This window comes from Corynebacterium sp. SCR221107 (assembly GCF_027886475.1).
Lineage (GTDB): Bacteria > Actinomycetota > Actinomycetes > Mycobacteriales > Mycobacteriaceae > Corynebacterium.
This window is the reverse complement of sequence record NZ_CP115670.1, coordinates 2,806,525-2,819,586: the sequence shown is the minus strand read 5'-3', so window position 1 is coordinate 2,819,586 and position 13,062 is coordinate 2,806,525. Positions and strand designations below refer to the sequence as shown.

Below are 13,062 nucleotides of genomic sequence, written 5' to 3'. Positions count from 1 at the left end.
TGGGCAATACGGGGCACAATGCAGGAGAAGAAATGCATGCAGCGTGCCCACCAGAGCACGGAAATGGCTAATAAATATTGGAGAGGGCAAACCATGAGTGATGACGCACGCACTACCTCATACACGGCTGGGGCTGAAGTAGAACAAGCCAAGGTCTTGGCTGCAGAAATTGACCAGCTGCTGGCCAACTTAGACGCGCAGCAGGCACAGTTCGCGGACGCCATCGCCAAGGTTGCCCCGTCTCATGCGTTTGGTGCGCGTAACCTCGTCGACTACGCCTACCTGCGCACCCGTGACCTTTCCGAGCTGCAAGATAGTTTGTCCGATTTGGGCGCCACCCGCCTGACCACGGCGGAACCCGACGTCCGCTCACGCCTGAAAGCCGCACGCAATATCCTTGGAGCCATCATTGGTGAGGGGTTCGTCTATCCTTACTCCGAGGTAGCAGGCGCTTTTGCGCTTGCCGACGAAGTCCTCGAACACCATGCAACCACGCTGCTGGGGGCGGGTGGCCAGGAGGCACATTCCCGCATCATGGTTACCTTGCCCTCCGAGGCGGCCGACGATCTTGATCTCGTTCGCGGGTTTGTCGAGTCGGGTATGCAATTGGCCCGCATCAACTGCGCGCACGACGACGAAACGGTGTGGGCAAAGATGATCGACAATGTCCACACCGCGGCCGCCGAGGCAGGCGCCAGCATCAAGGTGAGCATGGACTTGGCGGGACCTAAGTTGCGCACCGGCGAGATTACCCCAGGACCACAGGTGGCCCGCGCCCGCGTGCAGCGCAACGAGGCAGGCCAGGTGATTGCCAACGCCAAGCTGTGGATTTATCCGGAGGGTCAGTCGTCCAAGCCTCCAGCGGGACTGCCCGGGCGTCCGGCATTGCCGGTGGGGGTCAAGCCCGATTGGTACAAGGAACTCGAGCTCGGATCCGAGATCCGCTTCTATGACAATCGCGGTTCGCGCCGGTCCTTTACGGTCTCTCGCATCGATGCCGATGGAATATTGGCCGAAGGCGTGCAAAACGCCTACGTCGCCGAAGGCACGTTATTCGAACACGATTACCTTCGCACCCGTGCCACGGGCATCGCGCATACCGAGCGTCGATTGCGATTGTTCCCCGGCCAGGAGGTCTTCCTCTCGGGCGAGGTGGATGTTGCCGATCCTGATCAGCCGGGCCCTTTGCGTATCCCGTTCTCGCTGCCGGAAATCATCCCGGCGATCAAGCCGGGGGAGCGCGTGCTGTTCGACGATGGTCGTATCGCCGCGAAGGTCGTCGATTCTCATCAGACTGAGGTCAAACTCGTGGTCACCCGGGCGGCCGATTCCGGAACTACCCTTGCGGCCAACAAGGGCATTAACCTGCCCGATTCTGATTTGCCGCTGCCCTCGCTAACCCCGCTGGATCTGCAGCATCTGGAGTTTGTGAAGGCGCATGCCGATATCGCAGCAATCTCTTTCATCCGCAACGCCGGGGATGTTGCGGCGGTTATCGATGCGATGGGCGGGCCTGAAGGGGCCGATACCCACAACACCGGGCTCGTGCTCAAGATTGAGACCATTCCTGCCTATGAGAATATTCGCGAAGTACTCCTCGAGGGCATGCGCTATCAGAATCTAGGTATCATGATTGCCCGCGGCGATCTCGCCGTCGAGTTGGGTTTTGAGCGCATGGGTGAGGTGCCCCGCCTGATTTCGGCGCTCGCCGAGGCGGGACACGTGCCCACCATCTTGGCGACGCAGGTGCTCGAGACGATGGCGAAATCGGGTCTGCCTTCGCGTGCGGAGATCACCGACGCCGCCTATGCCCTACGCGCGGAGTGCGTGATGCTCAACAAGGGTCCACATATCAACGAAACGATCGGCGTGCTGTCTTATCTCAACCGAAAGATGGGGCGCTCGCAGCGCAAGAATCGTATCCTGCTGCGCAAGATTCGCAGTTGGGCGAAGTAAAACCGCAGGTGGTGTGGGCGCTTGAGGCAAGCCCGGTACGGCTTTGGGCGCTACACTAGCACTCATGCACATCATCGCCCACCGAGGCTTTAATGGTCGTTATCCGGAGATGAGCTCCCAGGCCTATGAGAAGGCCCTGGAACTGCCGATTCACGGAGTCGAATGCGATATTCGGCTCAGCCGCGACGGGGTGGTGGTGTGCACACACGATCGCACCATGGCCCGGGTGGCAGGCGTCGACGTTGCGGTGTCGGCTGCAGACGTCGGCAAGCTCAAAGAATGCAACATCGGCGAGGAAGATAATCCGCAACAACTGCTGACCCTCGACGAACTGCTGGACATGGTCTTTGCCACCGACAAGCACATCTACATCGAGCCGAAACACCCGGTGCGCCAAGGCGTGATGCTCGAAGAACAGCTGGTCATGCGCCTGAGATATCGTGGGCTTCAGGCAAGCGATCGTATTCACGTGATTTCTTTTTCCCACGCCAGCATGCGCCGGATGAAACGGTTGGCGCCGAAGTTGGAGACCTTCTACCTGCGCCGCGAATGGGAACAGCACGTTAACCCGAAAGACGTGTTCCTCTCCCGGCCCAGCGGTGCGGGGATGTCGATCGAACGCGCCAAGAAAGATCCGTGGCTGATCAACCGCCGCGGCATGCCTACCTACCTGTTTACCGTCAACGAGGCCGAGGATATGCGCTTTGCCCGCGATCACGGCGTGCAGGTCATGGCCACGGATTTCCCTGATTTGGCGCTGGAGGTTCTGCGCTAGCGCGCTGCTTTCTTTGGCTGGGGATTTTTTGCTTGCCGACGCTTCGGGGCGCAACGCAATCCAGCAGACCACGCCAGGTAAGTTGGAGGGCATGGCCAAGAAGAATAAGAAGAACGAGCAACTGCCTGAGGGCATGAGCCGCCGCCAGGCAAAGCTTGCCGCACGCGCCGCCGAGCGCGCCGCCCTCGAGCGCGATCCCCGCCCCTACGGCGATCTGTCCTTCGAGACCGACCTCGTGGCATTGCAGGAATTCGTCCCTTCGGCGACCGCGAAGGTCGCTGTCACGGGCATCGATCGTGATGTCTACCTGTGCACCGTACTGCCCGGCGGTGCTGCAGCCCTGGTTCGCGACGAAGCCGCCGGCGGCGCCGCATTCGTCGCACTGCAGACCCAGGCGCGTTCGAACAATCCCCATCGCGATCTAGCCTTCGTGCTCAATTGGGTTGCCGGGGCTACCCCGGGTCAGTCGCTGGAGCGCGGCGTGGCCGATGGCACCGAGCCGGCGCTGTCTTCCTTCCTGGAGGGCGTCGACTCGATTGAGATCGCCGAGTACGACGATTTCAATTGGTGGCTGCCGGAAGGCGCCCAGCTCGACCCGGTCAACGCTTCGGCCATCGAGGCCGCCAACGATTCCATCCTGCCTTCGCGTCGAATCACTGCCGACGTCCCAGGCTCGGTGTGGTGGATCAACCCAGGCGGAAAGGCGCACATGCGTTGGATTCGTAGCGAGGAAGAGGACGTGTTGCTGCGCGCTCTGGCACGCATCGCCGCCCGCGGCGAGCTCAAGCTCGGCGAAGAGACCAAGTTCGCGGGTGTATTCCGCACCCACGGCCTATGCGTGCCGGTGTGGGACCTCGATCCTGATCGCGTCTTCGATTCCTACGCCTCCGATCTTGAGGCGCTCGATGCGAAGATTGCCGAAGAACTGGGCAACGATGCGCAGCTTTCGGCCGATGAGCGTCGTCAGCTTGAAAACATCAAGTCCCGCCAGGTGACCATCCGCTAATTGCGATCGACCCGTGACCGGCTGCCTTTGAGTGGCCGGTTTTTTGCTTTACGACGATCACCGGCGTCGACTACAGCGGTCTTCGGGGGTATTTTCGGGGTTGCTAGGCATCGTTTGCGGTGGCATTGGGTGAGATTTTCGGAGCATTTGACTTGACCCTATTTTCTATAGGTTTATAGTTAATGAATCCCGATCGTGTCGGCCACTTACACCCTCAGCGTGGCGGGTGGTCACTTGTCTGGATGGAAGAGATGAATCAGATAGTTTCTCCCCAAATCCATTTTGTGATTTAGGGCACATGGTTAAGATGGTGACGTTGTTTCTGACATCTAATCCGGGGTAGTTCCTCGCTTGCGAGGCTGGTTAAAAAGAAAGGCGGGAGTCTGATGGCGAACGTGATTGATACGCTCAACGGGTGGATATGGTCCCCCGCGTTGGTGTTCTTGTGCCTTGCCGCAGGTGTGTATTTCACGCTGGCGACAGGCTTTCTGCAGGTGCGATGCCTGCCGGATATGGTGAAGCAAATTAAGTCGGGGGAGAAATCCGACAACGGTATCTCCTCGTTCCAGTCGCTGATGATCTCGCTGGCAAACCGCGTCGGCGTGGGCAACATCGCAGGTGTGGCAACCGCCATCGCTTTCGGTGGCCCGGGCGCGGTTTTCTGGATGTGGACGGTGGCCTTCCTCGGCTCGGCCACGTCCTTCATTGAATGTACGCTCGCGCAGATCTACAAGGAGAAAGACCGCGACACCGGCGAGTACCGAGGCGGCCCGGCGTATTACATCGAGAAGGCCTACAAGCACACTGCTGCCGGGCCGTTCATGTTGGTGTACGCCATCATTTTCGCTGTCGCGATGATCATCGCAACCAGCTACTTCCTTCCGGGCGTTCAGGCTAACGGCGTGGCGGCTGCTGTCAACAATGCCTGGGGAATCGACCCGAAGGTCACCGGCGTCATTCTTGCGCTGACCCTGGCTGTCATCGTCATCGGCGGTGTCAAGCGCATCGCCATGTTCGCTTCCCTGGCTGTTCCGTTTATGGCGGGTGCCTACATCATCGCCGCGATCGTGATTATGATCGTCAACTTCCAGGAGATCCCGCACGTGTTCTCCTTGATCTTCAACTCCGCGTTTAACAAGGAGGCCACCTTCTCCGGCATGATGGGTGTTGCCATCATGTGGGGTGTCAAGCGCGGCATCTACTCCAACGAGGCTGGTCAGGGCACCGGCCCGCAGTCCGCTGCCGCTGCAGAGGTCTCGCACCCGGCCAAGCAGGGCTTCGTCCAGGCCTTCGCGGTTTACGTCGATACGCTTCTGGTGTGCTCGGCTACGGCTTTTATCATTATCTCCACCGACATGTACAAGGTCTTCGCCGATGAGAGTGAAGACGGCGCCGTGCTCTACTCCGGTTCGCTTCCCGACGGCGTTCCCGTCGGCCCCGGCTTCGTCCAGTCCGGCATGGACTCGTTGCTGTCCGGAGTGGGACCTAGCTTCGTTGCCCTTGCGATCATGTTCTTTGCCTTCACCACCGTGCTGGCCTACTACTACCTGGCAGAAGTCAACTTCGTCTACCTCAACCGCTGGGTCAAGAACGCCACTGCGCGCAAGACCATCATTTGGCTGCTGCGCATTATGGTGATCATCTCCGCACTGGTCGGTACCTTCAATACCCCAGGCACCACGTGGGCGATCGGTGATATCGGCGTCGGCGCTACGGCATGGCTCAACATTGTTGCGATCCTGTTCCTGCAGATTCCCGCGCACAAGGCGCTGTGGGACTACCGACGCCAGAAGAAGGCAGGCCTGGATCCGCAGTTCGACCCTGTTGCGCTGGGCATTAAGAATGCTGACTTCTGGGAGGAGCGCACCCGGGAGATGAAGGTCAAGAAGGCGGGTGAAGCCCCAGCCCCGGCATCCGTCCTCGAAACCGAAAGCGTCCAGTAACGCGTCGGCGACGTCGCCGTAACAAAGTAATAGCACTGCAATAATGTCGCACTAGCGCGACAAGACTCGGTACCCCGGCGCAACCGGAATGATTATCCATAACAGTAACCCCGCAGGTAGCAATCACGATCGAGAGCTACCTGCGGGGTTACCTGTTGGCGTTTATCGCAGCGAGTTGAACAATTCCTGGGCGGCGGTATCGTCCCAGAGCACGACGTTTCCGACGTCGGTGTCCTCAAATCCGCCGACCGGTACCGTCGTGGTTTCCACTCCACCGCGCATCGCTAGTGCTACGCGCAGCAGCTGCCAGGCGTGATCCTTTTCGTTGACGGTGAACGAGCCTGCCACCGAGGACACCGTTGGCCAGAACCGGAAGGGATTAATCAGGGTCGACGTCGAAGTAAGCTTGCCGACGAGACTGCTAAAGAACTCCCTCTGGCGTGCGACTCGATCGAGATCGCCCATCGCCGTCGCGCGGGTGCGCACATAGCCTAGGGCGGTAGGCCCATCGATCTTCTGGCAACCCGCCTGAATATTGAGGTTGGCAAGGGGGTCGTCGATCGCCTCTGCCGGGCAGACTTCGATTCCGCCTACAGCATCGACGACGTTGGCTAGACCGGCCATGCCGATTTCCGCATAGTGGTTGATGCGTAGCCCCGTGGCCTGCTCAACCGTCTGCGTCAGCAAGGGGGCGCCGCCGACGGCAAACGCAGCATTGATTTTGTCCATCCCATAGCCGGGGATACTTACATAGGAGTCGCGCGGGATCGACAAAAGCGTGGGGCTGCCGATAGCTGGCAGGTGTAGCACCATGATGGTGTCGGTGCGCATGGATCCAATGTCGCCGCCGGTACCTAGCCGTGCGACGTCTTCCTCAGTGAATCCTTCGCGCGAATCCGAACCGACGAGCAGCCAGTTTGTGCCCGCAGTGTCGGAAATATGCGAGGAAGGAAACGCCTCGATCCTATTGAGCTTCGAATCGACCCAGAAAATTGTTCCGATGCTGATCACCACCGCGACCACGAGAAGCCACACCAGTGACGTCAAGCAGCCTCGTGGCCGCACTCGCAGCTTCGGAAGTTGCGGAAGCCTGCGCGCTGTGGCACCCAAAGGCGTCGATCCTAATTGACTAGGTCCTCCAAAGCCGGCCCCGCTATTGCCGGGTCCCGATCCTAATCCTTGTTGCTGGCGCGGCGACTGAGCGTATTGCCCACCATAGTAGGCGGGGCTTTGTTGGCGGACCTGCCCGACGGTTCCGGGCTGCCCCATACCGGGTGCTTGCTGCTGGGGGCGCTGGGCCGGAAACTGCTCGAAGCGCGTTGGCGCTGGTTGGGACAAGCCGCGTCCCGCGTTCGCGCCGGGTTGGGAACCCGTTGGGCGAGTAGACCCACTGCCAGCCACCGTACCGCCGGGGATTCTGCCACCGGCTTGACCGGGGTTCGATACAGGGCGACGGCGCACGGGTCGGCCGAAGCGATCGTAGATCAGCTTGCCGTTTGCGTCGCGCAGATACTCATCGCGGAAGGAGGGTCCTTCGGAAGTCATGGATATAAGCGTAGCGTGAGCAACACCCATCACTCCAACAACATACGAGCAGACCATGACCACGCTGTGCCCAACGAGCCCAACGGGCCCAACGAGTCCACTGAATGCGAACGGTCAAACCGCGATCGCAATCGACACGCTACCGCATACGCCCGGTTACAGTGACTATCACTGAAACGCGTGCCGTCGGCGGTGAGGAAACGTCGGAAAGCAATCACGATCGACGGCTCGCCATATTTTTCCGGTGCGACTGCTATAGCCCCAGCCAACCCAGGTTCCCGCCTAGGGCCTGATAACCCACGAAGGCGACCGCATCGATGAGGAAGTGGGCCACCACCAGTGGCCACACCTTCCCGGTGCGCAGGAAGAAGTAGCTAAACACGACCCCCATGGCGATGTTGCCGAAGCCGGCGGAGACCCCTTGGTAGAGGTGGTAGCTGCCGCGCAGCAGGGAGCTTGCGATCACAATTACGATCGACGAGGACCCTAGCTGCCGCATACGGGTGGCCAGCCAGAAGACCACCACGATCTCCTCGGCGAAGGCATTGGCAAAGGACCAGATCACAAGCACGGGCACGCTAAACCACAGGTGCTCGAGCGGGGCGGGGATCACCTGCTTGGACCAGCCGAGGTGGATCGCCGCGACATACAGCGCAAGTCCCGGGATGCCGATGAGTGCCGCCAGCGCCGCCCCTTGCACCCAGGTGCGCGCGCCTCCGCGCCCACCAAGCTCAGCAGGGGCGGGGATCCTAAAAGGTACCACCCCCGTTTGCGGTTTGCTTGCCGACGCCACGGCGCGCGATCCTAATCGCCCACGGCGCGCAATGGGGATCGACGCCGGTCGCTGGTGGACGTAGAGCACAAAAAGCGCGAGCCCGCCCCAGCTTGTGAGCGCTGCCGCGCTTGCCAACTGCAAGCCAAGGTCGAGCCAGGGGATCGCCGACTGGCTGGCGTTAAGGCTCGTGACTTGCTCGTTGAGCGGGGTGGGATCCAGCAGTGCGGAGATGAGGCGAAGCGTCGATCGTAATCCGGACATGCCGAAGGTGACCGTCAGCAGGAGTGCGATCTCTATCAACAACAGCCTGCGCGCAGGCCGCGGGAAGTGATCGGAGGTCATGCTGGCGGTGTCGTCGACGGGGCGGGCATCGCTGCTCATGGGGATCGCCTCTTCTCGCGGTGTCTAGTGGTTGAGCTGGTCGATCGTGATTGCGGCGCGGAAGATGTCGGCGGCGGAGCCGGCGCCTGCGCCGAGGTGAACCCCCACTCGATCGTGATCGACGACATCGACTGGGATGCTCATCGCGGCGCCACCGGACATGTTGAACATCGTGGCCCAGGGCGTCCAGGTGGTCTGTGCGTGGAAGTCCTCCTCGGGGCTCATGGAGGAAAAGTAGCCGATCTCGGGTGGGTCGAACGCGAGAGTGGGGGATAGCACCAAGTCCGCGCCCTCGAAGCCGCGGATGAGCCGGTGGGCCACGGACATGAACGTCTCGACTGCCTCCGACTTGCGGATATCGGAGATGGACCTTCCGCGCTCGCGCAGCCAGTCGACAAGCGGCGAGGCCTCGCCGCGGATGGGCGCGGAACGCAGGGCGAGGATGTCGCTAAAGGCCGCAAAGGGGCTCGACCCATAGGGCGCGTGCGCATCGAAGACCTCGTGCCCCGCGCGACTGAGTGCTAAGGCTGCGGCGTCGACCGCGACGAGCATGTGCTCGGCGACCTCCACCTCGGCGTGGACGGGTGCAGTAACAACCGCGATGCGCAGCGGTCGACCGTGAAGCGGCAGCGCGCCCACCCCGCCGATGCCGGGGATGGCGGCGGCGAGATGGTAGGCGTCGGCAAGCGTGCCCGCAACGAAGCCCTGCGCGACGGGGTTGGCGTGCGAGGTGTTGTGGGCCGGCTTGAATCCGTAGAGGCCGCAGGCGGCGGCAGGCACCCGGATGGAACCGCCGCCGTCGGAGGCATGGGCGGCGCGCACCAGTCCGCGGGCGACCATGACCGCCGCGCCGCCGGAGGAGCCGCCCGGGGTGCGGCGTCCGGTAAAGCGCGGATTGATCGGCCACTCCATGCCCACCGGCTCGGTGTAGGCGGAAAGCCCCAGCTCGGGGGCGAGTGTCTTGCCGGTGATCAACGCGCCGCGGGAGGTGTAGTTGGCGATGAACTCGTCGGTGGTGGCAGCGCGGTAGCGGCGGTGGATCGACCCGTTGGAGGTGGCAAGCCCCGCCACGTCGCTGAGGTCCTTGGCGGGGATGATCCATCCGGCGAGATCCCCACGTCGGGTGGGGCTGGCGTAGCCCGGTTGGTGGGCTTCCTTATACTCCTCGCGCTCGAGTTGCTCGTGGGCGAAGTCCGGGGCGAAGGTGGCGTAGCCGTGCTCGGCTGGGGCGAGTGCGCCCACGGCTGCGGCGTGTTCGTCGATAAGCTGATGCAACTGCGCAAAGGTGGCCGTGCGCGCGTTCGCCGACGCGATGAATGCGGGGGCTACTGGCGGCAGCTGTGATGACGGGGACATGCTTTCCAAGGGTACAAGGTGCGTTTAAGCTAGTAAGTCATGAGTGTGACTGTTGCTTATCTGGGCCCGGAGGGCACCTTTACCGAGGCCGCCGTGCGGGAGTGCGCTGCCCGCGGCTACTTTGGGACGGAATCGATCGCGCCGCTTGCGTGCTCCTCACCGCGGGAGGCGATCGATGCCGTGCGCGACGGTCACGCCGAGTTCGCATGCATCGCGATCGAGAACTCCGTCGATGGCCCGGTTACTCCCGCCTTCGACGCGCTGGCGGCCGGCGATGGTGTCCAGATCTATCACGAGCTCGACCTTGCCATTTCCTTTGCGGTGATGGTCCGAAGCGGTTTTTCGCTTGACGACGGCCTGACGGTGGCCACCCACCCGGTCGGGTACCAGCAGGTCAAGGGCTGGCTGGGTGCGCACCTGCCGAACCATGAATTCATCGCGGCCTCCTCTAACGCCGCCGCTGCGCAGATGGTGGCCGAGGGCAAGGTGGATGTGGCGGTGGCGCCCAAGCGCGCGGCGGAGCTGTTCGATCTAGCGGTCGTGGCCGAGAACGTGGCCGACGTTGCGGGGGCGCGCACCCGATTCGTGGTCGTCGGCGCGCCGGGCAAGCCCACCGCACGCAGCGGGGCCGACCGCACGGCCGTGATGTTTACCGTGCGTAATTCCCCGGGTTCGCTGGTGGCCGCGCTCACCGAGTTCGCGCTGCGCGGGGTCGACCTCTCGCGCATCGAGTCGCGCCCCATCGAGGGGGGACTGGGGACCTACCGTTTCCACGTCGATCTCAATGGGCACATCGACGAGGCTCCCGTCGCCGAGGCGCTGCGCGCGCTGTACCTGCGCTGCGAGCAGATCATCTACCTCGGCTCCTGGCCGGCCGGGGTGGGCGAGGACGAGGAGCGCTTGGCCCGCGACACCGCCCGCATCGAGGAGGCCACCGCCTGGGTCGCGGCCATGAGGGGAGGGACCCGCTGATGGGCCGGCTCATCCTCATGCGCCATGGGCGCACCTATTCCAACGCGAACCGGATCCTCGATTCGCGCCCGCCGGGGGCGGAGCTCACGGTCGTCGGCAAGCAACAGGCACGCCTGGCGGGACCGCGTCTGGCGGAGGTCACGGACAACCTGGGTGGGGTGTACTGCTCGGTGGCGATCCGCGCGCAGCAGACCGCGCTGCGGGTTACGGCCTACTATGAGCAGGCTCTCGGCCTGAACCGGGGCAGCATTCCGCTGGAGGTCACCCCGGGCCTGCAGGAGATTTTCCTCGGCGATTTCGAAGGACACGACAGCCCCGACGCTCACGGCGCCTACAACCAGGCTTTGTACGGGTGGATGCACAACGGGCTGGGGGTTGCCGTGCCCGGTGGGGAAAACCCGCAGCAGGTGCTCGATCGCTATCGGCCGGTGATGGAGAAGCTGGCACACAGGATCGACGCCGACGATCGGGATTACCTCATCGTTGGCCACGGCGCCGCAATCAGGATCGCCGGGCGCTATAGCTCCACCGTGCCCACGGACGTCGCTTATGAGACCTACTTCGCCAACTGCGCGATGGTGGTCTTGCACCCGGAGGGCGAGTTTGGGCAGTGGCGCTGTGAGAGCTGGGCTGGGGTGGAGTTATAGGCGGCTGTGGGAATCGGTGCACTTTTGCGCCGGTGGGATGAGATGCCGTAGGCGTCGTGAAGCACGGTGCTAGGTAACGCTCACCCCGATCTACGCATACCCCAGCCGGTGCAGGTCATCGTCGTCGAGGCCGAAGTAGTGTCCGATCTCGTGCATGACGGTGATCCGCACCTGCTCGACTAGCTCCTCTTCGCTGGTGCAGTAGTGCTTGAGCGCCTCGCGGTAGATCGTGATCGTATCCGGCAGGTAGCCGGTGTGGTCAAAGGTGCGCTCGGGGAGGGCGACTCCGTGGTAGAGGCCGAGGATGTAGGGGGAGGATGGGTGGTAGTCCTCGATGAGGATCGCGACGTTGGTGACGCGCTCTAAGACTTCCTCGGGGATCTGCGCCAGCGCCTGGTCGACGAGTTCTTCAAAGTCTTCGTCGGAAATCTCCATCATGGGTTATAGCCTAACCAATTTTTGCTTTCCGACGCCCACAGCGCCGCAGTTCGTCCAGCTTGCCCGCCCACAGCCCTGTGGGTTTGTGCGCCGGCGAGTCGTTATGGGGTAACTGCAGCCGGCTCGGCGGCTGGGGTGGCGGCTGTGAGCGCCTCCGGATTGACGATCGGGGCGCGCTCGGCGCGGGACTCCGGCGGATTGCCGTTAATCGTGAAGGCACCCTTCGCTGAGCCGTTGAGCATTCCGAAGGAGTTGTCGGCATTGGCGAACACGAGCGAGCAGTTCACCGAGTGCGAGCCCCCGGTCCAGGAGTTGGCCTGGATGGTGCCCCAGAAGGGCTGCAGGGTGGAGTAGTAGAGCGGGTCATCGCCGCCGAGGTAATCGCGGGCTGCCTGGGTGCAGACCTCGCGCAGGTAGTTGTCTTGATCTTCGACCGTCGGGGTTCCCTGCGGGAACACCGGCAACAGATCGACGATGAGGGTGGTCTCCAGCTGGTGGTCGACACCGCAATCGACCTGGTAGGTGGCGCTGGCGGCGTCGATGCTCACGCAGGTTCCTGCTTGATACACCCGGGACTGATCCTGGGTTGCCGCCTTGCCAACGGTTGCGATCACGTGGCCGGCCTCATCGGTTGCCTGGACGCCACACAACAGGGTGCGATCGCCTTGATCCCAGGCTGCTTGTGGCGGCAGGATGGACGCGACCGAGTACTTGCCTAGCTGGTCGAAGGTGCCACCCAGGTAGGCCAGGGTGGGCGCGAGGCAGAGCTCCTCACGCAGCTGGGCCTGTCGGGTCAGATCCGGCATGGAGGCATTCGCCCCGAACTCGGAGTTCGGATAGGTAGACAGGTCTTCCCGGCTCGAGACCTCGAAGCGGTGTTCGGCCTCGCAGTCGGTCTGCTCGAAGCCACTGACGGTGCCGGTGGAGTTATCCCAGGTCAGGCAGGATCCGGCGTCGGCGGTGGTGAAGGAGGCCACCGCGACCGTGGAGGTTGTTCCGGCGCTGGCGGAGGTGTCGGTGGGGGTGTCGCCACCGTTTTCCTGCATGCTGGTGTAGGCGTAGCCACCCAGACCGGCTGCGGCGGTCAGAGCCGCGGACAGGACGACGCGGGCGGTCACCGAGGAATTGCGCTTCGTGCTCATAATGCCTTCAATCTTGCCATTGTCGAGGGCGAAAGCCTAAGCGAACCTTGGCGAAGCTGATTGCTGGCACACCTTCTTCCTTCATTCGCACCCGGCATGCCGTCACCATGTCACTGTCATGAGGCG

11 protein-coding genes are annotated in these 13,062 nt (G+C 62.6%); 6 read left to right on the top strand and 5 right to left on the bottom strand.

From position 1 onward, the window contains the following. The first annotated feature begins 93 nt into the window (after window positions 1–93). The 4 genes from PAB09_RS12300 (at window position 94) to PAB09_RS12285 (ending at window position 5,680) form a co-directional block, all read left to right on the top strand. Window positions 94–1,956 carry a pyruvate kinase gene (locus PAB09_RS12300; RefSeq protein ID WP_271033924.1) on the top strand — a complete coding sequence of 621 codons (1,863 nt, stop codon included), beginning with the start codon at window positions 94–96 and terminating at the stop codon, window positions 1,954–1,956. 64 nt (window positions 1,957–2,020) lie between these two features. After that, on the top strand, window positions 2,021–2,731 hold the full coding sequence (locus PAB09_RS12295) for a glycerophosphodiester phosphodiesterase family protein (RefSeq protein WP_271033923.1): 711 nt from the start codon (window positions 2,021–2,023) through the stop codon (window positions 2,729–2,731). A gap of 91 nt (window positions 2,732–2,822) precedes the next feature. Beyond that, window positions 2,823–3,737, top strand: a complete 915-nt coding sequence (locus PAB09_RS12290; protein WP_271033922.1) for a DUF5926 family protein — start codon at window positions 2,823–2,825, stop codon at window positions 3,735–3,737. A 386-nt stretch (window positions 3,738–4,123) separates the two neighbouring features. Further along, complete coding sequence (locus PAB09_RS12285) at window positions 4,124–5,680, top strand: alanine/glycine:cation symporter family protein (protein ID WP_271033921.1); 1,557 nt, start codon at window positions 4,124–4,126, stop codon at window positions 5,678–5,680. A 162-nt stretch (window positions 5,681–5,842) separates the two neighbouring features. On the opposite strand, the gene PAB09_RS12280 is transcribed toward PAB09_RS12285, so the two are convergent. From PAB09_RS12280 to PAB09_RS12270, 3 genes are all read right to left on the bottom strand, one after another. Next, on the bottom strand, window positions 5,843–7,225 hold the full coding sequence (locus PAB09_RS12280; RefSeq protein ID WP_271033920.1) for an LCP family protein: 1,383 nt from the start codon (window positions 7,223–7,225) through the stop codon (window positions 5,843–5,845). A 253-nt stretch (window positions 7,226–7,478) separates the two neighbouring features. After that, entirely contained in the window at window positions 7,479–8,342 is an 864-nt protein-coding gene (locus PAB09_RS12275) for a CPBP family intramembrane glutamic endopeptidase (protein ID WP_271035396.1), read from the bottom strand. A 63-nt stretch (window positions 8,343–8,405) separates the two neighbouring features. Continuing rightward, entirely contained in the window at window positions 8,406–9,737 is a 1,332-nt protein-coding gene (locus PAB09_RS12270) for an amidase family protein (protein ID WP_271033919.1), read from the bottom strand. A gap of 45 nt (window positions 9,738–9,782) precedes the next feature. On the opposite strand from PAB09_RS12270, the gene pheA reads away from it, so the two are divergent. Continuing rightward, window positions 9,783–10,709 carry a prephenate dehydratase gene (gene pheA, locus PAB09_RS12265; protein WP_271035395.1) on the top strand — a complete coding sequence of 309 codons (927 nt, stop codon included), beginning with the start codon at window positions 9,783–9,785 and terminating at the stop codon, window positions 10,707–10,709. After that, entirely contained in the window at window positions 10,709–11,356 is a 648-nt protein-coding gene (locus tag PAB09_RS12260) for a histidine phosphatase family protein (protein WP_271033918.1), read from the top strand. Before pheA ends, PAB09_RS12260 begins: the two co-directional genes overlap by 1 nt. Before the next feature lie 90 nt (window positions 11,357–11,446). Here PAB09_RS12260 and PAB09_RS12255 read toward each other — a convergent pair whose 3' ends face one another. Then, on the bottom strand, window positions 11,447–11,794 hold the full coding sequence (locus tag PAB09_RS12255; RefSeq protein WP_271033917.1) for a metallopeptidase family protein: 348 nt from the start codon (window positions 11,792–11,794) through the stop codon (window positions 11,447–11,449). 101 nt (window positions 11,795–11,895) lie between these two features. Continuing rightward, on the bottom strand, window positions 11,896–12,936 hold the full coding sequence (locus tag PAB09_RS12250; protein WP_271033916.1) for a septum formation family protein: 1,041 nt from the start codon (window positions 12,934–12,936) through the stop codon (window positions 11,896–11,898). Window positions 12,937–13,062: the final 126 nt, after the last annotated feature.